We start from the raw sequence: 22,001 nt of genomic DNA, 5'->3' as shown, positions 1-22,001 counted from the left end.
AAACAAAACTTAATCAGCCAAGCTTTAGATGCTTTCGTCTCTATAGCTTGCGCTCTTTAGAGTGAAGGAGTAGTGTTACGCGCCTTATGGAACTACCCTTAATTCATATGTTTCAATAACAGCCCGAGCATAAGATGACACCCGCAAGCCGCAAGCTGCTTATCATCGATGACGACACCCTTGTCCGCCAGAGTATTGTGACCTATCTGACGGATAGCGGGTTCTGTGTGCACTCTGCAGCTGATGCTACTGCCGCGCTGGAATTACTTGCCTCTCCTGAAAATTTCCTCCCTGATCTCATTATTACCGATTTACGTATGCCTAATGGCGATGGTTTGCAATTGTTGCAGACGTTGCATGAGCGTTACGCATCGCTGCCTGTCATTGTCATTTCCGGGGCAGGTGTAATGAATGATGTCGTGACTGCGTTGCGCTTGGGCGCGCGCGACTATCTCATTAAGCCGGTTGTTGATTTGGAGGTATTGGTTCACTCCATCGGTAAAGTGCTCGATCGACAAGATCTTGAGGAAGAAAACCAGCGTTACCGTGCTCAGTTGGAAGGGGCGAATCGCGAGCTGAAAGAAAATTTGCGCATTCTTGAGCGCGACCAAATTGCTGGTCGACGAGTTCAGCGCCGCTTAATGCCCTCTGGCCTAACTACCGAAGAGGGATATACGGCGGCGCATACGATTGTCCCGTCATTATTTCTTAGTGGGGATTTTGTCGATTACGCCCATATCAAGAAGCGCTATCTCGCTTTTTACCTTGCTGACGTTTCCGGGCACGGTGCATCGTCCGCATTTGTGACTATCTGGCTCAAGCATCTCGTCAGCCGCATGGTGCGCGAGGAAGGATTGTTTGGCGATGAAAACTCCTTCGCACAAGGTGCTGACCTTATGCTGCGCCAGATTAATCGTGAATTGCATGAGACTCGATTAAGTCACCATTTGACGCTATTTGTGGGAGTAATTGATACGGTTACCCACCAGATGCATTTCGTGGTCGCAGGTCATCTGCCTATGCCGATCCTGCTGACTGCTGATGGTGCGGAATATTTAACCGGGCGTGGCAAACCGGTTGGTATTTTTAAAGAGATAGGCTGGGAGGTTTATGAGCGCCAATTGCCGGAGAAATTTGCATTGGTTTGTTTCTCTGATGGTGTTCTGGAGACCTTGCCCCAAACAGAGTTGCAGGAAAAAGAAGCGCATTTGTTACAACTAATCGCTTCAAGCAGTGGCGATTTAGATTCCGTCTGCAATACTTTAGTTATAAAAGAAGTTCGCGATAACCCGGATGACATTGCAGTCTTGTCCATATCCCGAGGTGTTTGTTGATGAAAGCCGGTCAAATATTGGTTGCTGACCACAATGGCGTTTACGTGATCAAAATGGTGGGCGATGTGCGCCTGACATTGTGCATTTCGTTCGACCAATTTATCGATGCCATGTTCAAGAGTGAAAACTTTACCTCGGTATTGTTTGATCTCTCGGATGCTGAAGCTATCGATAGTACTACCTTGGGTTTGATGGCAAAAATCTCCATCCTTGGGCAAGAGCGCTGTGGAATTATGCCGGTGGTATTGGCGAGCAATCCAAGTATCCAGCGCATTCTGCAAACAATGGGTTTCAGCGATATATTTACAATTGTCGATAAGTTGGATGCGCCAGTGCTGGGTGGCAAGCCCTTAAACTGCATCAATTGTGATGAAAAAGAAGTAAAAGAAAAGGTGATTGAAGCGCATAAAATTCTGATGGGATTAAACGCGAGTAATGCTGACACCTTCCGCAATTTGGTCAACATGTTGGAAAATTGCTAACCATTTATTCTGTTTTTTCTACTACAGACTGGCTTTGACCAAACTTTTCGCGCGGATAAATTCCGTGTGCGGCACGTAAATCAAATCTGCCACTTTACGAATAATGTAATCTTCGTATTTATTTAAATCGCCATCCGCATAAGCCATTTCCCACATTGCTTTCACCAAATTAAATTTCTCATCCTGGTTGCAATATTGATTTATCAATTGGGTAAATTGATGGAGCGATGTTGCGTGGTTTGTTTCATGTTTTGCCAGATTGACTAATTCATCTAGCTCTTCTGATGACAGCGTAAACTTGCGCTTGAGAATGGCGCTAATGTTTTGCAATTCTGCATCGGAAAATTGATGATCAGCCATCGCCACTTCTACAAGTAATGCAGCAACCGCCAATTGTTTTTGGTGGTCGGAAAGGGTAGGCGAAGCACCACCTGCAGGCTGCAGGTGGCGTTCGATAAAGCGCGAGAGTTTATTGAGCACGGGTTTTCAACAAATTCTCAAGGTTGATCTGGTCTTTCACAAAACCGCGAATGCCTTCGGCCAATTTTTCGGTTGCCATTGCATCCTGATTCAAACCAAAGCGGAAGCTTGCTTCAGTTTCAAGGCGTTTTGCGATTGCTTCACCGGTGTTGCTTGGGGAGAGTACGCGCTTCAATTCGCCTTTATCTTGATCCAGCTCTTGCAGCAATTGTGGGCTGATAGTCAAACGATCACAGCCAGCCAGGGCTTCGATTTCACCCAGGTTACGGAAGCTTGCGCCCATTACTACAGTTTTGTAGCCGTTTTGCTTGTAGTAGTTGTAAATGTGACGAACAGAAACTACGCCTGGATCTTCTTCTGCGGTGTATTCTTTTTTGTCAGTATTGGCTTTGTACCAATCCAGAATGCGGCCAACGAATGGTGAAATCAAAAATACACCCGCATCAGCACAAGCAGCTGCTTGGTTGAAGCCGAACAGCAAGGTCAGGTTACAGTTAATGCCTTCTTTTTCCAAAACTTCTGCTGCGCGAATACCTTCCCAGGTAGATGCAAGTTTGATCAGTACGCGCGACTTATCAACGCCGCCTTTTTCATACAGACTGATTAATTCGTGAGCCTTGGCGATAGATGCTTTGGTATCAAAAGACAAGCGAGCATCAACTTCGGTAGAAATACGGCCTGGAACGATTTTCAAAATTTCCAAACCTATGCCTACTGCCAAATGATCACACGCAGCACTCAGTTGTTGAGCGCTGTTGGTAATGCCTTTACTGGCATTAATAGATGCGGTGAGCAGATCCTGGTATTGCGGCATTTGCGCGGCTTTATATACCAGCGATGGGTTAGTAGTGGCATCCAGCGGTTTATACAGGCGGATGGCCTCGATATCGCCGGTATCGGCGACTACATCGGTAAATTGCTTCAGTTGTTCAAGTTTACTAGTCACAGTGCTAATCCTATTCTCTGAAAGTACAAGTGGTTGATCTTCGTTTTATTGCCGTCAGATATATTATAGTCTCAATGACTTTATGTGGAAAGCAGTCATTTTTTATAAGCTGATAATCCAATAGTGTTGAAGGCCTTAAGCAGTCCCGGCTCCAACCGAATGTGCTAATGGTAACTCATTTAAGGTTGCAAGGGCGCGTTCAAGTACTTCAATTCCTGCATCCGGTTTATGTGCTTGCTCACTGATAATCCGACGAAATTGGCGCGCGCCGGGAAGTCCTTGATATAGGCCTAAAATATGGCGTGTTAAATGATTAAGTCGTGCACCTTTGGACAACTCTTTCTCGCAATAAATCATAAATTTTTGCATGACTTCATCGCGGCTCACGATTGGCTTATCAATACCGTAGATAAGTTGATCGACTTGGGCCAAAAGGTAAGGGTTGCTGTAGGCTTCGCGTCCGATCATTACGCCATCGACATGTTGCAAAAGATTTTTGCTTTGCTCCAGCGTGGTAATGCCGCCATTGATGAGGATATTCAAGTGCGGGAAGTCCTGCTTCAACTGGTACACCTTATCGTACTGCAGGGGCGGCACCTCACGATTTTCCTTCGGACTAAGGCCTTTAAGCCAAGCTTTGCGCGCGTGCACAATAAACGTATTGCAGCCGGTTTCAGCAATTGTTTGGACAAACTTCACCAAGCCTTCGTAATCCTCCATATCGTCAATCCCGATACGGTGCTTGACTGTGACAGGGATTTTTACCGCCTTTTGCATCGTAGCAATACAGTCTGCAACCAGCTCTGGTTCGGCCATCAAGCAGGCCCCAATCATGCCATTTTGCACGCGGTCACTTGGGCAGCCGCAATTCAAGTTGACCTCATCGTAGCCCCAATCTTCCGCGATGCGTGCGCATTCAGCCAGCGCGACAGGGTCGCTGCCGCCTAATTGCAGTGCTAATGGGTGCTCGCAGGCGTTGTAATCCAGAAAGCGGGATTTATCGCCATGCAGCAGCGCTCCTGTTGTAACCATCTCGCTATAAAGCACGGCTTTTTGTGTCAGTAATCGCCAAAAGGTGCGGCAATCAGACGTCGACCACTCCATCATCGGGGCAAGCGTGAAACGGCGATCAAGAGGTTGGATAGAAGTCATTGCGTTGTGGAATTCTGTTGCGAGGGGAAATAAAAGTGCGGTCTTGGCCGACAGGTGTTTTATGATAACGATATTTACCCTTCGCTGCACGGTAAAGTGCGAGCTATCGAATAGGACGAGCTACCTATGTCTCTTACCCATATAGATTCCCAAGGGCACGCCAGCATGGTGGATGTGTCGGAAAAACCCGCCAGCGTGCGTGAAGCCCGCGCATTTGCACGAGTGCTAATGAAGCCGGGAACGCTGGAGCAAATTAAAGCGAATAGCTTGAAAAAAGGTGATGTTCTGGCCGTTGCGCGAATTGCAGGTATTCAGGCAGCAAAGAAGTGCGCCGATTTAATCCCGCTTTGTCATCCACTGGCGCTCAGTAAAGTTGCGGTGGATTTTGTAATTGATGACCAGCAATCTGCAGTCGAAGTTACCAGCTATTGCAAGCTCACTGGCCAGACCGGTGTGGAGATGGAAGCGCTTACAGCAGCGAGCATTGCGGCGTTAACTATTTACGACATGTGTAAAGCGGTCGATATGGAAATGGTGATTGAGCAGGTGTGTCTGCTGGAAAAATTGGGTGGGCGCCGAGGCCATTATGTGCGCGAGGAGAGTAATCAATGATTAAGGTTTTATTCCTCGCTCAGCTGCGTGAGCAATTGGGCGTTGCCGAGGTACAGGTTCCTGCGAGCCATATCAGAGATGTTGCTGAACTCAAAGAATATCTGTTGGGTAAAAATCCGCAATGGGAGCAATTTTTTGCCGGTAAGTTGTTGGTTGCAATCAATCACGAATATGCAAAATCAGATGCGTCGGTAAAATCGGGTGATGAAGTGGCTTTCTTCCCACCGGTTACCGGAGGTTGATATGTCTTTTTCTATTGCGATACAAACACAAGATTTTGATGTGGGCAGTGAGTACGGTGCTCTAATTTCCGATGATACTGCAGCAGGTGCGGTGGTCTTTTTTGTGGGGCGAGTGCGCGATACCAATTACGCGCGCGATGTAAAAAGTTTATCGCTCGAACACTATCCTGGTATGACTGAAAAAATTTTGCAGCAAATTCTGGATGAAGCAAGGGCTCGCTGGGAATTAATTGCTGCCCGCATTGTGCATCGTGTTGGCGAATTGCATGTGAGTGATCAAATTGTATTTGTGGGTGTGACGAGTATGCATCGCGAGCATGCTTTCCAAGCCGCCGAATTCCTAATGGATTTCTTAAAAACGCAGGCGCCTTTTTGGAAAAAGGAATTAACCGGGCAGGGGGCTTTGTGGATAGAAGAGAATTCCAAAGATGTAACAGCGAGCTTGCGTTGGAAAAATGAGTAATAACAGGTAATAAAAAAATGGGCGCAATAGCGCCCATTTTTTTGACCTGCAGAATCAGGAATTACAAATGGCCTGGTTCTGAAGTTGGTGCAGTTTTGTAAATACCTGCAAACTTAAGACCGAAATACATGATGTACAGATAGCAAGCTGCAGGCAGCAGGAAGGACAATTGCAGGCCAAGGGTATCAGCCAAGGCGCCTTGCAGTAATGGTACTAACGCACCACCAACGATCGCCATACACAAAATGCCTGACCCTTGACCGGTAAATTTACCAAGGTTGTGCAGTGCCATACTGAAGATGGTTGGGAACATAATCGAGTTAAACAAACCAACTGCGATAATCGCCCACATCGCCAATTTACCTTCGGTGAATACGGCCGTTAAGATAAGCAATACTGAGCAGATACAGTTAAACGCAAGTGTTTTGCCCGGGCTGACATAGCGCATTACTGCGAAGCCGATAAAGCGGCCAACCATCGCACCACCCCAGTAGTAACTCACCAAGTGAGCAGCGTCAGCTTCTTTCAAGCCCGCGATGTGTGCTTCGCCGAAGAAGTTAATTAAGAAGCTACCAATGGCTACTTCTGCGCCCACATATAAAAAGATACCGATAGCACCTAATACTAAGTGCTTGTGTGAAAGCGCAGACTCTTTGCTTGATGAAACATCACCAGTAACACCTGGCTCATCGTTGTGTTGGATTTTTGGCAATTTAGCGAAGGCAAAAAATAATGCCAAGCCAACTAACGCTGCCGCGAGGGCAAGGTATGGGCCTTGAACGGCAGCGGCTTCTTTCGCGCGGTATTCTGCAAGTTCAGTTGCTGGCAATAAGGCTAATTGGTCTGCAGTTAATACTGCGCCGCCCAAAATTAAAATGCCGCCTAACCATGGGGCAATTGTTGTCCCCAGAGAGTTAAATGCTTGGGTCAGCGTTAAACGGCTTGATGCAGTTCTGGCTGGGCCAAGTACGGTTACGTAGGGGTTAGCCGCAACTTGTAAAATGGTGATGCCTGATGCAAGGATAAACAGAGCGAGAAGGAAAACTGCATATCCGCTAGTAGCCGCTGGATAAAACAATGCGCATCCCGACGCGGCGATCAGCAAGCCTGCTACAGCACCGTTTTGGTAGCCCAGCTTTTTGATCAGAGCGCCAGCTGGCAAGGAGATAACAAAGTAGGCGCCGAAGAAGCAAAATTGCACCAGCATTGCCTGGGTATAGCTCAGTGTATAAACACTTTTAAGATGAGGAATCAAAACATCGTTCATTGATGTTAATAATCCCCACATGAAAAACAGGATGGTGATGATGATCAGGGGCACAGTGTTGTTGCCTGTGTCCACCGAACCGTGTTGTGTTGATGAGCCTTGCGGAATGCTGGCCATGGTTCTACCTCGTTGTTATAAAAATGGTCTGTCGTTGTCGTGGTCTAAAATTGACGATTGCCGATTGAAAGCGTGCGCCAAGCGCGCGGTACTATAATCCAAGCTCATAAGGCTGTCACATTGTTTGTTCCCGGTTTACAATCACTTGCGTCACATTTGTCTTATTGTCATTGTGACTTAATTTGTGTTGCCAATAATCCGTTGGCTGTCGATAAAACCGGCCTGTAATAACAAGAGCGATAAAAATCTATCCGAGGTAAGTACTGTGGCAAAAGCAACCATCGATGATGTCGCCGCGTTGGCGGGCGTGTCCATGAAAACTGTGTCGCGTGTTGTGAATAATGAGCCCAATGTGCGTCCGGCAACTCGTGAGAAAGTGGAGGCGGCAATCAGTGCATTGGATTATCGCCCAAACCAATCAGCGCGCAGTTTGGCTGGTAATTGCTCCTATCTTCTCGGTCTGATTTACGGTCATCCCAGTGCGCATTACGTATTGGATATCCAGGAAGGTGTGTTGGAAATATGTCGCCCACAGCGCTATGAATTACTTGTGCATCCTGCCATTCATCGCGATCCTAATTTGATCAGTGAAGTCACGGATTTGATTCTGGAAAAGCGCGTGGATGGTGTAATGCTGACGCCGCCGTTATCCGACAATATGAATGTTATTAATCTGCTAAAAAAAATGAACATTCCATTTGTACGCGTGGCGCCGACAGAAAATAAATCGCTCTCTCCTTATGTAGAAACCAACGATGAAGAGGCGTCATACGATATGACTTGTCAGCTCATCGCATTGGGGCATACACGCATTGGTTTTATTTGTGGTCATCCGGATCATCGCGCTATGTCGCTGCGCTTTGAAGGCTACAAAGCTGCATTGGTGGAAAACGATTTGCCATTGCTGAAAAATTTGGTAGAGCAGGGCGATAACTCGTTTGAATCTGGTGAAACCTGCGGGAAAAAATTATTGGCCGATGCGCAGCGACCAACGGCAATTTTTGCTGCTAACGATGATATGGCCGCAGGTGTGATGATGGTTGCGCATCAATTGGGTATTAAGATTCCCGGACAATTATCGGTGGCTGGTTTTGACGATACTCCAGTTGCACATCAAATTTGGCCTGCACTCACAACAATTCGCCAGCCTATTCGGCAGATGGCAAAAAAGGCTACTGATTTATTGCTTAAACAATTAAAGGGGCGTGAAATTCAATTGCCCGCAAGTATGTTGAGCTCCAGCATTATTACGCGCGAATCGACGGGAGCGTTAGTTAAGCCAAAAGACAAATGACAATTTATTTTTGCTCCATAAAAAATGCACCCTAAGGTGCATTTTTTATGGAGAACCAATCAATTTTATTTGGCAGTTAATTCAGGGGTGTGGTGAATTAACCAAGCGGCAGAGCCTACCAGCGCAGCTTTATCGTTCACAATTAAACGAATAGAAATATCGCTGACATAACTGTCCATTGGGCCTTTGTTTTTGTATCGCTCAAGGAAGTGCGATTCAGGTAAAAGTCCGACCAGTTTCGGGGTGATTCCGCCACCAATAACGACACCGCCGCGAGCGCCGGTTGATAATGCTTTATCGCCAGCAACTTCTCCCAAAACATCACAAAATGTTAATACTGCTTCGCGACAGAGTGGGTCGTCATTGGCAAGGCCTTTAGCGCTGACATCTGCAGGGGTGTAAGGTTTTGCTTCCACTCCGGAGTTGTGTGCAAGGGCGCGATACAGGGTTACCAGTCCACCACCGGAGAGAATGTTTTCTACAGATACGTGGTTTTGCTCTCTCAGTAAAAACGATTTGATCGCCAGCTCTTTTTCGTTGGTTGGCGCAAAGCTCGCGTGCCCACCTTCGGTAGGAATGATTTCCCACTTGTTGTCATCGGGAACCAGTATCGCCATACCAAAACCAGTGCCGGGGCCCATCACTACAATTGGAGCTTCCAAGTTGGCTTTGTGTGAGTCGTACAGGGTAACCAGCTCATTTTCTTGTAAAAATGGAACAGCATAAGCGAGAGAGGCGAAGTCGTTGATCACGTGCAGGGTTTTCATGCCCAGCTGATCGCGCAGTCCATTGATAGAGAATTTCCAGTTCAAATTGGTCATTGATGCCTGACCATTTTCGATAGGGCCCGCAATTGCAAGGCAAGCATACGCAGGCACATCGATACCGAATTGTGCGCAGCAGGCTTTGATCATGGTGGCCATATCTGCGTGATCAGCACATTTGAGGGTGATTTGGCGTTCAGCGGTGTAATTGATTTGGCCATTTTTGCGGGCATTTTCCGCATCGAACTCGACCAAACCGAAACGGCCATTGGTGCCGCCGATATCTGCAACCAGTAACAGGCTCATGTGACTCCTCATCTTCTTTTATTCAGAAGATCAAATAGTTATAGGGGGAATGTGTTGGAATAGTGGTTAGGCGCGGGAGGATAACATTAATCTGAATAAGCGGAAATTTACTTTTCATCAAGATTAATCAATTGTCGCTTATTGGCTTTTGTCGCAGATGCACAATCTGTTATAGCGATTTCTTCACATATTTTGCCGATAAATCAGATTGTTAATGCACATTGGTGTGTCAGCTAAAGTATTATTGACAGCGCTGTCAGTAAGTAGTAGTTTGCGCCAGCCAGAAGAAATTGCGGTATAACGGTTACTCGCAATTAAACACAGGAAACCTTGTCATATAGAGGCCCAATAGGCTCTCCGCACGAATTGCCTCAATTGATTTGCAATGAGGCTTAATATCAGGGACCTTCTGATCTTTTACCCGGACGGCTGCTACTGTTAAGTGCCCAGGTTTTGCCTGGATGACTGGTAGCGAGCTTTCAGAATACTTATTCGTTTTTCCATACTTAGCCAGATAATCACGGGAGGTTATAGACGTGCAGTGGCCCAGCATCACCAGCAAGGTGAAAAAAGATCCAGCGCTTGAAGCAAAAATTGATGAATTGCTTGCGCAGTTAAGCCTTGAGGAAAAGATAGGGCAGATGATCCAGCCTGAAATTCGTCATCTGACGCCTCAGGATGTTAAGGATTATCACATTGGCTCGGTATTAAATGGCGGCGGCTCAGTTCCGAATGGCAATCGCTATTCGAAGGCGGCTGACTGGCTGGCAATCGCCGATGCTTATTATCAGGCATCGATGGATACCAGCGATGGAAAAATCGCTATTCCGATTATGTGGGGCACAGACGCCGTCCACGGTGTTGGCAATATCGTTGGCGCAACATTATTTCCACACAATATTGCATTAGGTGCAGCGCGCAATGCGGAGCTGATTAAAGAAATTGGTCGCATCACCGCAACTGAAATTGCAGTAACCGGTTTGGATTGGGATTTCTCGCCCACTGTCGCTGTTGCACGGGATGATCGCTGGGGTAGAACCTACGAATCCTATTCCGAGCATCCGGAATTAGTGCGCGAATACGCGGGCATGATGGTGGAAGGTTTGCAGGGCGATGCACAAAGCGCTGAATTTTTATCGAAGTATCGCGTTATCTCGACTGCAAAACATTTTATTGCCGATGGTGGCACTCACAATGGTATCGATCGCGGTAATTGCCTCGACGATGAAGAGACTTTATATCGTGTCCATGCCGCAGGTTATTACAGTGCGATTGAGGCCGGTGTACAAAGTGTAATGGCGTCTTTCAACAGTTGGCATGGCGAGCATATGCACGGACATCGCTATTTGCTTACTGATGTTTTGAAAGATCAAATGGGCTTTGATGGTCTGGTTGTCGGCGATTGGAATGGTCACGGATTTGTTGCGGGCGCCACTGTATTAAATTGTCCGCAGGCAATTAATGCCGGTCTGGATATTTTTATGGTGCCAGATCCGGAGTGGAAAACATTATTCCACAACACGCTAGAGCAAACTCGTACGGGTATTATTCCGTTAGCGCGTGTAGATGACGCTGTTCGCAGAATTCTGCGCGTTAAATTGCGTGCAAATTTATGGGAAAAAGGTTTGCCTTCATCTCGTCCCCTCGCTGGCAAAGATGAGTTGCTTGGTGCAATTGAACACCGTGCAATTGCTCGACAAGCGGTGCGTGAATCTATCGTTTTGTTAAAAAACAAAAATAATCTTTTGCCGTTGTCAGCTAAAGCAAATGTGCTCGTTGCTGGCGATGGCGCCGACAATATCAGCAAGCAAACCGGTGGCTGGTCAGTGAATTGGCAGGGCACGGGTAATACCATGGCTGACTTTCCCGGTGCCACTACCTTGTGGGTGGGCATCCAACAAGCTGTTACTCAGGCTGGTGGTAAAGCGACCTTGAGTGTGGATGGTTCTTACAGCGAAAAACCGGATGTAGCGATTGTTATTTTTGGTGAAGATCCTTATGCAGAAATGCAGGGTGATATCCAGCATCAATTGCTTAAAGCCGGTGACACCAGCGATCTCGATTTGCTGAAAAAATTAAAGGCTGAGGATATTCCGGTTGTTGCACTGTTTATCACTGGTCGTCCTATGTGGATTAACCGTGAACTGAATTCTTCCGATGCATTTGCAGTCATTTGGCAGCCGGGAACGGAGGGTGCTGGTGTTGCTGATGTGATTTTCAAAACGGCTGCAGATCAAGTTAATTATCCCGTCAAAGGGCGCCTGGCGTTCTCCTGGCCGAAAACTCCGGATCAGGGCACATTGAATGTTGGCGATGAAAATTACGATCCGCTCTTTGCCTATGATTTTGGTTTGAACTACGGCGATACCGATGCTTTGGGTGATGATCTTTCAGAGGAAGGTATTACCTTTGAAGCCAGTTCGCAGGTGCTGGAGTTATTTAATCGCCGTCCGTTGGGTGCATACGGCATTATTCTCGAAGGGAAGAATAATGACCGCACCAACCTTAACGGCAATATCGCCAGTGTCTCAACGCTCACCGTTAGCTGCGTTGATCGTGATGTGCAGGAAGATGCGCGCCGCGCTGTGTGGAATGGTGAGGGTGAAGGTCTGGTGGGGATATCCACGCTCAATCGTCAGGTGCTGAGCGATTATTATGAGTCCGACTCTTCATTGGTATTTGATATTAAAGTCGATGTTGCGCCTGTGGATAAAGCTTGGGTGCGTATCGGTTGTGGTCCGTCCTGTTATTCGCAGGTGGATATTACCCGTGAGCTGACCAGTATTGCCGGTGCGGGATGGAAAACCCTCAGTGTAGATTTGAAATGTTACCCGGATGCAGGTACGGACTTTGGCCTGAAAAGAACGCCGCAGGAACTGTTTGCGTTAATTCTGGAGCCTTTTTCATTGGTGGCGAATAACAGGCTGGACGTCACTTTTGCACAGGTCAAGATAGAAAAGGGGCTGGCGCAAGGGGTGAGTGTTCGCCTTAGCTAACGCTGATCTTTCTCTAACACGAAAAGCCGCACAAGCAATTGTGCGGCTTTTTTGTGCGCGTCATTTTCGAGAATGATTTTCATCTTTACGAGTTTTGCTTCTAATGTGTGCGTCATCAAAAAAAGCGGTGCATTTTTGTGTTCTTTTTATGTGCATTAAATTTATTTATTTTGAATTTAAATGGCGCGCTAAATTTTTGGTTTCACCACAAAGGCGCATTCTAAAAAATGCGCATTTTTTAACGGTTGTTTTTGGCGAAATTATATCCCCTTGATTAATAATGAAATATTCCCTCCTTGTTCTCTTAAAAAACCAATTGGCATAAGCATTGCTCTCCTGAATTTCAGCCACTTCCGTGTTGTGCCCATAAAAATTGCATGAGCTTTTTAGTGCATGGAAAAAATAAATTTTAAAAATTTATTGGAGCGGCGCTAATGACCTACACACATTTTTTAAAACTTTGGGGAAGCTTCTATGAAAAAAAATACCATTCATCTTTTTATTGCTGCTGTCAGTTCACTGCTTTGTGCTACGCCCAGCGTATCAGCAAAAACGTTTACCGAATCTATTCAGCAGGGCAGTGTGATTAAGGTAAATTTCCGCACGCGCTATGAAGATGTTAGCGAAGATATTATCGACGCAACTGGTAAGAAAATTGGAGAAAAAGAAGCAGATGCCTGGACAACGAGATCGCGATTGTCTTATCAGTCAGGTGCATGGAATGGTTTCGGATTTACTGCGGAAATGGATAATGTCAGCGAGATGACCAATGATGTTGACTACCGTACCGCGGCGAATGATCCCAAAAATATTAACAGTGCTGTCATTGCAGATCCTACAGGAACAGAAATAAACCAAGGATTTATTTCATACACAACATTCAATAATCAAATTAAATATGGTCGTCAGCGGCTGATACTCGATAACTCACGCTTTATTGGCAATGTGGGCTGGCGACAAAACGAACAAACTTATGATGGTGTTTCGTTTACCAACAAGGCGATTCGCTACACCAACTTTACCTACGCTTACATCAAAAATGTAAACCGCATTTTTGGTGAAGATAATGCAGCGTTGGGCGATTTAAATATGAATAGCCATGTCCTGAATGCAAGTTACACCGGCTTTGATGCGGGTAAATTGATTGGCTATTCTTATCTGCTGGATGTGGAAAATCCTATCGCGCAATTTGGTCTTTCCAGTGATACCTACGGTGTGCGTTGGCAAGGTGTTGTGGGCGAAGCTTTTGTTTATAACCTTGAATATGCTACGCAGAAAGATGCAGGTTTAAATGCAGCCTACGATGCAGATTATCTGCTGGCAGAGGGAACTTATACTATTTCTCGCTTTGCTATTGGTTTAGGTTATGAAGTCTTGGGTTCGGATCATGGCGCTTACGGTTTCGCTACGCCACTTGCAACATTGCATGCATTTAATGGTTGGGCAGATAAGTTTTTAACTACACCTAAGGACGGATTGGAAGATAAATATCTGAATCTGGGTGTGACATTTGCGGGTGCGCAGGCATTAGTGAGTTATCACAAATACGATGCTGATTTTGGTGGGGCTGACTACGGTGATGAAATTAACTTGAGTCTCAGTAAAAAAACCGGAGCGGTAGTCTGGACTGCAAAATATGCCCAATACGCGATGGGTGATGCAGCAACTAAAGTAACCGATACCGATAAATTTTGGGTAATGGCAGATTGGAATTTTTAATCAAAACGTAAATCGGAAAAAGATGTTTGGTGTTTTTTGTTAACCCTCGCCAATTGGCGAGGGTTTTCTTTTTTATGGTTAAAGGTTATGCAATCGGCGACTATGGATTGGCTGTTTTATTTTCCGCCCCTTCATTTTTTATTGTGTCAGGAGTTGATGGCAAAATTGAATCCGGTGCGTACCAAAGTGCATGACGACTCAGTTGCGTCCAGCTCCAGCGAATCCACTGCGTTAACGCTGATGCAAGCCAGAGCGACCAGAGCAGCATTGCCAATTTATAGCTCCACAACGGTAGCGAAATAATCCAGGCTTGCGGAAACTCGTTTGCGCTTTGGTCTTGATACCAACGTAAATGATGAGCATTCGAACCGTTGCCGATGATGTGCATATCGGGGTTGGACAATAAGCTGTAAGGAATACTGCCCAGTATGAATAGCAAGGTGATTAACGATAAAGAGAAGAGACCAAATTGCATCCATTTAAACATTGTTCGCGACGATATTTGCTCCAGTGTTCCGCGTCTATTAAGAATGATTAACCAAGCAGCAACAAGCACTAATACATAAAGATTTACTGTTGCAACGCCAAGGCTCAAGAGTACCCATTGGTGGGTTTTAAGCGGTGTTAGCTGGCTGCGCCCGAGTACAGCTGCAAGTAGTAAAATAATTACCAGCATTCCCCACAATAATACCGCAGGTCCCATACTCGGGCCGCCTACAAGTAGTGTCCAGCGATCGCTGGGTAAATCGATATTAATGCTTTGGTTGCTACTGTGGTTGCCAAGTTGGATCAGCGGGCTGTTGGTTTTAAGGCCGATACCTTCATCGCCTTGCCAGCCAATTTCCAGTTCTTGTTCGCCGGGGCGCAATGGAATTTTTATTTTTCCATTCACAGCTTGAAGCGCAACCTCTTCGTCATTAATAGTCATGCCCACAAGGCGAGCGCCTTGAGGTAAGTTGAAATCATAATAGCCCGCTTGATTGGTGCGCACCGAGAGTGAAAGTGTTGAATTGCTGGCGCGATCACCAAGGTCGTATTCCAGTTTTGCTTCATCAATACTAACGGCATTGCCTTTGGTTGCCTCTGGTCGGCTTACTGCAATACTGATGCTTTCATCGGGCCAGGGTTGCCATACCGGTAAGTTATTATTGGCGTCTGCATGAATTGCTGGAATTCCTGTTACCTGAGTGTTCCAAATGGGCGAACTATCCAAAACCCATACTTCAACCCACGCCGGATTCACCGGTGCTTTTAAGGTTAAAGGTGACTCAGCTTTTAGTGTGGACTGCCAGATTATTTGTTGCTGATTTGCATTTAATTGCACACTGATTTTGCCTTTGCTTGCTTCATCTCCGCCAATGGAAACATCGCCGCCGATGGGCGACTCTCCGGCAAGTAAAGGTATCTCCAGATTGATAATTCCTTCGGCTGGTGCGACACGTTCTACCCGTGTCTCTACTCGCCATTCAAGGCCTAATTGCAATTGGCGAGTGACGGTAACGAATGGTGTGATAGGGTCCGGGCGCAGATGTTCTACTGTGTCCTGATTCGCGCTACTTTCACTGCGTTGTAATTGCAATGAACTGCTAGCTTGGTTTGCGGTAGGAGCACCATTTAATTGCCAATCTTGTAATTGACTAGTGAGATTATGCAGCGCCAGTGGGAAAGTGAGATTGATATTGTCCCGACCTGTTACAACAGCTTGTAGGCTGATAGCATTGCGTCCCTTGCGCAAATTAACGAGTAATTGGCCGCTAACTGATTGGGTAAGCGATGCCGATTTGTTGTTAACCAACACTTGATTTGGCCACCATTGTTGTCGCTGCGCAGGAAGCGGCAGGGCAATCAAGTCGGCACTGTGAATGATCATATCGAGAGCAAGTTTATCGCCCTCCATTTTTAACTGAACCGATTCGATGCTCGCGCAATCTGGCAAGCACTCGCTTGGTTTAGTCAGTCGTGCTTCCAATTCTTTCAACAAACTATTGGATACGAGAACACCAGCTTGAGCAGGGTCGCTTAGGGTTAGGCCTCCCGCAATTATCAACACCGCCGGCAATATAATTTGTTTACCAAATTTCAACGATGGAATTTTGTGTCCCGCTTGCTGCAAAAATAAACGCAGTAACAAAGCACCTAGCAGCAACGGCAATATCACCGACAAAATATTACCCAAGCGATTAAATGCGGGTGACACAAGATAAAGCTTGGTAATTTCATCCGGCTTTACCGGGCCGCTCCAACTTAAATAAATATTGTTCCAATTCCAGTCGGGAATGCCAGGGCCTGCTTGCACCTGCTGGCCTACATCATATTCTTGCGAAACTTGTTGTACTTGCTGCTTAGTGTAGGAGGTGCGCGCTCCGGTGACGATGACTTCTTCTGCCATATCGACTGATGGACTTGCGGCTGGTTCGCTCATTTTATTGTTGGATGAAAATGCAAATAACTCCCATGAATCTTCGAAATAGTTTTCGGCGATATTGCGCTCGGAAAATTCCAGTTGCGGATAAAACACTTGACGCGCTTGTTGTACGCTGAAGGTAAGCAAGAGTAGTGCGAGCACAATAAAACTGAGATAGGTGTAGCGCGACAAATAAGTTTTGAAGCGGCCTGTTACGAATGGAAGTAATGCCAAAATTACCGCGATATTTAACCAAATAAATACCGGGGCACCGGAGCGGTGGAATGTCAGCAGTAGCGTTAGCAACGCAATTCCGCCCCACAGTGGACTAGCGAGGCGGGCGAGGGCGACGCTGATAAACAGCACCAGAAAAATATCCCACAAGCTCCATTGTGAAACCCAGCTGCCGGATTCATAACTTGCTCCACTTGCTGTCAATAATGACCAGCCGGGCGGTAGGTGAAGGTGGGTGGCGACCTCTGCAAAATCTGTTGACCAGCCAGTGACGGGAATACTGGTGTCACGAGTGAGTCGACTGATGGTTTTCAATTCTATTTCGCGATTGCGAATTTCTATTCCACTATTTTTACTGCCTGCAAGTTGAGTCACCAGTTGCGGTGTGCCATCCAGTTCTGCACTTTGCAAATCATAAGGAGGTAATGTTTCCAGGCGCCAACCTTGTTGTAAACGTCCGGAAATTTCGTCGCGCAGGGTAAAACCTTGTCCGTTAAAATCGAGCCAAATTTCTTTTTCCAGTTTTAATAGATTGCTGCTTTCTCCTGTTCCACGTTGCAGCTCCTCCAACTTCAATGATGTGTCTGGTGTGACAAGATATGCAGGCAGCTCACGCCATTCGCCGGGGAGTTGGGTTTGGCTTGGATCTATGCTGGGCACGCCGGATATTTGCAAGCTGCGCAGAGCTGGCTGAGGTGTGAACACCCAGATTTCCTGTTGTGGCCATAAATCGCTGGTTGCTTTATAGCTCAAGGTTGTCTCTGGCTGGGTTGATTGCATCTGGAGTTCAATTTCCCAGCTCCCGGGTCTCACTCGGATGCGCATATTCCCATCCTTCTCAAGGCGTGCGGGCAGTGGGCTATTGAATGACACTGGTGTGAAGTTATTGAGTAGCAGCTGGCCCAGTTGCAGCTCTCGTTCTTTACCGCTTACATCCAGTTGTACGCGGGTGGTGATGCGAAGCGGAACTCCATCAATGACCTGACGAAATACCCGTAGCTGTAAATTATCCTGCTGCTGTGTTTCGGCCGTATTTTGTATCGATGCCAGCCATAGCTCGCTACTGCTTTCAAGTGATGGATTGGCAACTGTAACGCCGTTGAGTTGCAGCTTGATCAAGCCGGACGCGGGCGGAATGGCGAGCGTACGCGGAATACTGCTCCAGGGGATATCGCCTTGTAATTCATAATTTCCGGCGCGAAGAAAAATCTCCGGAACACCTGCGCGTTCGCGAACGATCAGATTGTTGTCATTGAGTTGATTGCGCGTATCGCGGATATTCTCCGGCCAGAAACCAGTGCTACCGGGCAGTCTTACCCAGTTATCGCTGAAGGTTTCAATTTGTTGGGTAAATTTCGCGCCCTTGGTGGTTGCCTCAATTCGCAACTCACTTGGCCACACGCAGGTGCGTTGTGCATCGTTATATAAAAAGGGGCAGCCTAGATCAGGGTGTTTTTCCAGTACCCAACCCTGCCAATCTTGCAAGGCAGTAGGTATCTCGGCAGCGTGCGAGTTGCAGCATACCAGCAGGCTAAGGCAGGCAAAGATGCGAATTAATTTGCGATGCATAACAACTCCCTATGGAAAATTTTTGATAATTATTGGTAAATCAATTGCCTGCTATTACGAAATGGCAACGATGTGAGGATGAGTATAAAGCTAATTTCTGAATCTACGCTTTAACACTTGTCTGAAATTGTTATTTTGAGGGCTGGGGTTTTAGGCAGGAGCAGGCGAGGGGAGTGAATTAAATCGGAAAAATAAAAAAGGCCGCAATTGCGGCCTTTTTTAACGCTAAGCTCAATTACTTTTTAAGATTTACTTTTTAGGGTAGTCACGCTTCGGGCTACCAGTATATTGTTGGCGTGGGCGGCCAATTTTATACGGACCACTTACCATTTCATTCCAGTGAGAGTACCAACCTACTGCGCGACCCAAGGCAAAAATCACGGTGAACATTTCGGTTGGGATACCGATGGCTTTCATGATGATGCCGGAGTAGAAGTCTACGTTCGGATAGAGTTTTTTGGAGATGAAGTAAGGATCTTCCAGTGCGATTTGTTCCAGGCGTTTTGCAATTGCCAGCAGTGGATCGTTTTCCAATCCCAGCTCAGCCAGAACTTCGTCACAGGTTTGCTTCATTACTTTGGCGCGTGGGTCAAAGTTTTTATATACGCGGTGACCAAAGCCCATCAGGCGGAAGCCAGAGGTTTTGTCTTTTGCGCGCGCAACACAAGCTTCGATATTTTCTACAGTGCCGATTTCTTCCAGCATTTCCAAAACGGCTTCGTTTGCGCCACCGTGGGCAGGGCCCCACAGAGTTGAAATACCAGCAGCAATAGCAGCGAATGGATTGGTGCCTGAAGAGCCTGACAAACGAACAGTTGATGTTGATGCGTTTTGTTCGTGGTCGGCATGCAATACAAAAATGCGATCCATGGCTTTGGCAATGGTTTTGCTCACGTTAGGTGCTTTGCCTGCTGTGCCAAAAGTCATGTTTAAATAGTTTTCAGCGTAGCTGAGGCTGTCATCCGGTGCGATGAACTCTTCGCCTTTGCGGTGTTTGTACACCATCGCTGAGAGTGTTGGCATTTGAGCGATCAAGCGATAAGCAGTTAGTTTGCGGCTAGCTTCATCGGTGATATTGATTTCATCATTATAAACAGCAGCCAGTGCTGCAACAGCGCTGCACAAGATCGCCATTGGGTGCGATTCGCGCTTGAAGCTTTTAATGATGTTGGCAATAGAGTCATCTACAGCAGAATGCTTTTTGATCTCAGCGGTAAATTCTTCTTTTTGGGCTGGGGTTGGCAATTCGCCGTTGAGCAGGAGGTAACAGGTTTCGAGATAATCAGAGGAGACAGCGAGTTGTTCTATCGGATAACCGCGGTGGAGGAGGACACCTTCATCACCGTCAATAAAAGTAATACTGGATTCGCATGAGGCGGTGGACATAAAGCCCGGGTCAAACGTGAAAAAGCCATTCTTGGTAATGCTGGTGACGTCAATAACGTCGGGTCCGATAGTGCTGGCGTAGATAGGTAAGTCAATCGTCGTATCAATGCCATCAATCGTGAGATGTGCTTTCTTGTCAGTCATTACTGACTCCTGTGCTTACTGATTAAGACTAAAGGCTCGAGAGAAGCATGTTTCGCTTTACTCAACTGATAAAAACTGTAGTTAGCTATGCTTTCTACAAATAGCTCTACTAATAGCTTTATAGGCCGGCTACGTTTTTTATGGACTAGTCGACTTCTTTTGGTGGGCCGACGCTGCCGTTTGCGAGCGGCATTATAGATGACTTAATTGTTAAGGCGAAAGTTTTTGGCACATCTGTGGGGCAATTTCTTTTATCTTTTTCGGAAATTTTCGTGTCACAGGCTAATCTTGTCGTTGTCGCGTGTCTCGTCGATTGAAAAGTCACCAATATGCTTTCACCTGTGTGGCGCGGCGTGTGCAGAAACGCGCAGTCGCGGTGCAAAAATTCAAAATTCTTTTAATGAATTCAGTGTGTTGTGTAAAAAAATCGTCAAATATCCTGCAACAGTTTATTAAGGGTGTTTGATAGCGGTTCAGGGAGGCTTTTTGTTTGTGTTTCCAGAGGCCAATCTCTATAATGCTGCGCGACTTGCAGGGCGTGTTTCATTTAAGGTCATTTTTAAATGATAATAAATGAAGCGCTTATTCTTAAACCTGCCCGCGATGGGCATAAAGGTGAGATAGACCGTGAACAAGAAAAGACCTGTCAACCTACACATATCATTTGCTGCACTCCCCATCACCGCTTACGTTTCCATCCTTCATCGTGCCTCTGGCGTATTCCTTTTCGCAGGTGTTGCCTTCCTTTTATGGATGCTTGATACCAGTCTGGATTCGCAGGAAGGTTTCAACAGTATCCAGGATATTGCGGTGAGTCCGATTTGCCAGATCGTCCTGTGGGTGGTTTTGGCTGCATTGGCTTATCACACCACCATGGGTATTCGTCACATCATTATGGACTTCGGTATTGGTGAGTCATTAAAAGGCGGTAAAACCGGTGCGAAGCTGGCATTGGTAATTGCGATTATTTTGATTGTATTGGCGGGGGTGTGGGTATGGTAACGTCAGTAACCAGTTTTGGGCGCAGCGGCCTTTACGATTGGCTGATCCAGCGCGTCGGTGGTGCCGTTATGGCGGCTTACACCATCTTTATCGTAGCTTATCTAATTTGTAATCCTGAGTTGACCTTTGAACAGTGGCAGTCGTTATACGGCCAGCTGTGGATGCGCGTATTTACCTTCGTTACTTTACTCTCCTTCATTTCCCATGCGTGGATCGGCTTGTGGGCTGTGCTCACTGATTACTTGACGGTCCGTTTGATGGGGCCTAAGGCTACCTTCTTACGCATATTTGCGCAGATAGTATTGGGTGCAGTTGCTGTTACCTATCTTATCTGGGGTATTCAAGTGATTTGGGGAATTAACTAATGTCTAATATGCGCACGATTTCTTTTGACGGTATTGTTGTTGGCGGTGGTGGTGCGGGTATGCGCGCAGCATTGCAATTGGCGCAATCCGGCTACAAAACAGCAGTAATCACTAAAGTATTCCCAACCCGTTCGCACACTGTATCTGCCCAAGGCGGTATTACTTGTGCGATCGCCAGTGCTGACCCAAACGATGATTGGCGCTGGCACATGTATGACACCGTTAAGGGGTCAGACTACATCGGCGACCAGGATGCAATTGAATATATGTGTTCAGTTGGTCCAGAAGCAGTATTTGAATTAGAGCATATGGGTTTGCCATTCTCTCGTACCGATGAAGGTCGTATCTATCAGCGTCCATTCGGTGGCCAATCCAAGAATTTCGGTGAAGGTGGTCAGGCAGCGCGTACTTGCGCAGCAGCAGACCGTACCGGTCACGCATTGCTCCATACCCTTTATCAAGGCAACCTGAAAAACAAAACTGTTTTCCTGAATGAGTGGTTTGCTGTTGATCTGGTTAAAAACGAAGATGGTGCAGTGGTCGGTGTTATTGCAATCAACATCGAAGATGGCGAAACCGTTTATGTAAAAGCCAAGGCAACCGTATTGGCGACTGGTGGTGCAGGGCGTATTTATGCATCTACCACTAATGCCCACATCAATACCGGCGATGGTGTTGGTATGGCATTGCGCGCTGGTTTCCCGGTGCAAGATATCGAAATGT

18 protein-coding genes are annotated in these 22,001 nt (G+C 46.6%); 11 read left to right on the top strand and 7 right to left on the bottom strand.

Annotated elements, in window-relative coordinates; genetic code table 11:
* The first annotated feature begins 134 nt into the window (after positions 1 to 134).
* Entirely contained in the window at positions 135 to 1,334 is a 1,200-nt protein-coding gene (locus AAGC78_RS03915; RefSeq protein ID WP_435782730.1) for a PP2C family protein-serine/threonine phosphatase, read from the top strand.
* Positions 1,334 to 1,816 carry an STAS domain-containing protein gene (locus tag AAGC78_RS03910; protein WP_435782729.1) on the top strand — a complete coding sequence of 161 codons (483 nt, stop codon included), beginning with the start codon at positions 1,334 to 1,336 and terminating at the stop codon, positions 1,814 to 1,816. Before AAGC78_RS03915 ends, AAGC78_RS03910 begins: the two co-directional genes overlap by 1 nt.
* Positions 1,817 to 1,837: 21 nt before the next feature.
* On the opposite strand, the gene AAGC78_RS03905 is transcribed toward AAGC78_RS03910, so the two are convergent.
* The 3 genes from AAGC78_RS03905 to dusA form a co-directional block, all read right to left on the bottom strand.
* Positions 1,838 to 2,296, bottom strand: coding sequence for a TerB family tellurite resistance protein (locus AAGC78_RS03905; RefSeq protein WP_435782728.1), 459 nt, complete (start codon positions 2,294 to 2,296; stop codon positions 1,838 to 1,840).
* Positions 2,286 to 3,242 carry a transaldolase gene (gene tal / locus AAGC78_RS03900; RefSeq protein WP_435782727.1) on the bottom strand — a complete coding sequence of 319 codons (957 nt, stop codon included), beginning with the start codon at positions 3,240 to 3,242 and terminating at the stop codon, positions 2,286 to 2,288. The genes AAGC78_RS03905 and tal overlap by 11 nt, the downstream gene beginning before the upstream one ends.
* A gap of 135 nt (positions 3,243 to 3,377) precedes the next feature.
* Complete coding sequence (dusA, locus tag AAGC78_RS03895; protein ID WP_435782726.1) at positions 3,378 to 4,394, bottom strand: tRNA dihydrouridine(20/20a) synthase DusA; 1,017 nt, start codon at positions 4,392 to 4,394, stop codon at positions 3,378 to 3,380.
* Positions 4,395 to 4,520: 126 nt separating this feature from the next.
* Here dusA and moaC point away from each other — a divergent pair, with 126 nt between their 5' ends.
* From moaC to moaE, 3 genes are read left to right on the top strand one after another with little or no spacing between them, the layout of a single operon-like run.
* Positions 4,521 to 5,006 (top strand): cyclic pyranopterin monophosphate synthase MoaC, encoded by a 486-nt coding sequence (gene moaC, locus AAGC78_RS03890; protein ID WP_435782725.1) that lies wholly within the window; start codon positions 4,521 to 4,523, stop codon positions 5,004 to 5,006.
* Positions 5,003 to 5,248 carry a molybdopterin converting factor subunit 1 gene (moaD, locus tag AAGC78_RS03885; protein ID WP_435782724.1) on the top strand — a complete coding sequence of 82 codons (246 nt, stop codon included), beginning with the start codon at positions 5,003 to 5,005 and terminating at the stop codon, positions 5,246 to 5,248. Before moaC ends, moaD begins: the two co-directional genes overlap by 4 nt.
* Before the next feature lies 1 nt (position 5,249).
* Entirely contained in the window at positions 5,250 to 5,711 is a 462-nt protein-coding gene (gene moaE / locus AAGC78_RS03880) for a molybdopterin synthase catalytic subunit MoaE (RefSeq protein ID WP_435782723.1), read from the top strand.
* A gap of 61 nt (positions 5,712 to 5,772) precedes the next feature.
* On the opposite strand, the gene fucP is transcribed toward moaE, so the two are convergent.
* On the bottom strand, positions 5,773 to 7,095 hold the full coding sequence (fucP, locus tag AAGC78_RS03875) for an L-fucose:H+ symporter permease (protein ID WP_435782722.1): 1,323 nt from the start codon (positions 7,093 to 7,095) through the stop codon (positions 5,773 to 5,775).
* A gap of 265 nt (positions 7,096 to 7,360) precedes the next feature.
* On the opposite strand from fucP, the gene AAGC78_RS03870 reads away from it, so the two are divergent.
* On the top strand, positions 7,361 to 8,389 hold the full coding sequence (locus AAGC78_RS03870) for a LacI family DNA-binding transcriptional regulator (RefSeq protein WP_435782721.1): 1,029 nt from the start codon (positions 7,361 to 7,363) through the stop codon (positions 8,387 to 8,389).
* Positions 8,390 to 8,454: 65 nt separating this feature from the next.
* Here the strand turns inward: AAGC78_RS03870 and glk are convergent, their stop codons facing one another.
* Complete coding sequence (gene glk, locus AAGC78_RS03865; protein ID WP_435782720.1) at positions 8,455 to 9,459, bottom strand: glucokinase; 1,005 nt, start codon at positions 9,457 to 9,459, stop codon at positions 8,455 to 8,457.
* Between the two features lie 536 nt (positions 9,460 to 9,995).
* Between glk and AAGC78_RS03860 the strand changes: the two genes are divergently transcribed.
* Positions 9,996 to 12,455, top strand: coding sequence for a glycoside hydrolase family 3 protein (locus AAGC78_RS03860; protein ID WP_435782719.1), 2,460 nt, complete (start codon positions 9,996 to 9,998; stop codon positions 12,453 to 12,455).
* A gap of 474 nt (positions 12,456 to 12,929) precedes the next feature.
* Entirely contained in the window at positions 12,930 to 14,174 is a 1,245-nt protein-coding gene (locus tag AAGC78_RS03855) for an alginate export family protein (RefSeq protein ID WP_435782718.1), read from the top strand.
* 100 nt (positions 14,175 to 14,274) lie between these two features.
* On the opposite strand, the gene AAGC78_RS03850 is transcribed toward AAGC78_RS03855, so the two are convergent.
* Positions 14,275 to 18,381 carry a hypothetical protein gene (locus AAGC78_RS03850; protein ID WP_435782717.1) on the bottom strand — a complete coding sequence of 1,369 codons (4,107 nt, stop codon included), beginning with the start codon at positions 18,379 to 18,381 and terminating at the stop codon, positions 14,275 to 14,277.
* Between the two features lie 249 nt (positions 18,382 to 18,630).
* Positions 18,631 to 19,911: a citrate synthase gene (locus AAGC78_RS03845; RefSeq protein WP_435782716.1), complete on the bottom strand. Its 1,281-nt coding sequence runs from the start codon at positions 19,909 to 19,911 to the stop codon at positions 18,631 to 18,633.
* A 627-nt stretch (positions 19,912 to 20,538) separates the two neighbouring features.
* Here AAGC78_RS03845 and sdhC point away from each other — a divergent pair.
* From sdhC to AAGC78_RS03830, 3 genes are all read left to right on the top strand, one after another.
* Positions 20,539 to 20,913: a succinate dehydrogenase, cytochrome b556 subunit gene (gene sdhC / locus AAGC78_RS03840; protein WP_435782715.1), complete on the top strand. Its 375-nt coding sequence runs from the start codon at positions 20,539 to 20,541 to the stop codon at positions 20,911 to 20,913.
* Positions 20,907 to 21,278, top strand: a complete 372-nt coding sequence (sdhD, locus tag AAGC78_RS03835) for a succinate dehydrogenase, hydrophobic membrane anchor protein (RefSeq protein WP_435782714.1) — start codon at positions 20,907 to 20,909, stop codon at positions 21,276 to 21,278. The genes sdhC and sdhD overlap by 7 nt, the downstream gene beginning before the upstream one ends.
* Positions 21,278 to 22,001 (top strand): FAD-binding protein (locus AAGC78_RS03830; protein WP_435782713.1); only part of this gene is annotated, 724 nt, incomplete at its 3' end. The genes sdhD and AAGC78_RS03830, both read left to right, overlap by 1 nt.

It is taken from the genome of Cellvibrio sp., assembly GCF_039207905.1.
Taxonomy (GTDB): domain Bacteria; phylum Pseudomonadota; class Gammaproteobacteria; order Pseudomonadales; family Cellvibrionaceae; genus Cellvibrio.
This window is presented reverse-complemented; position numbering and strand designations above follow the sequence as displayed.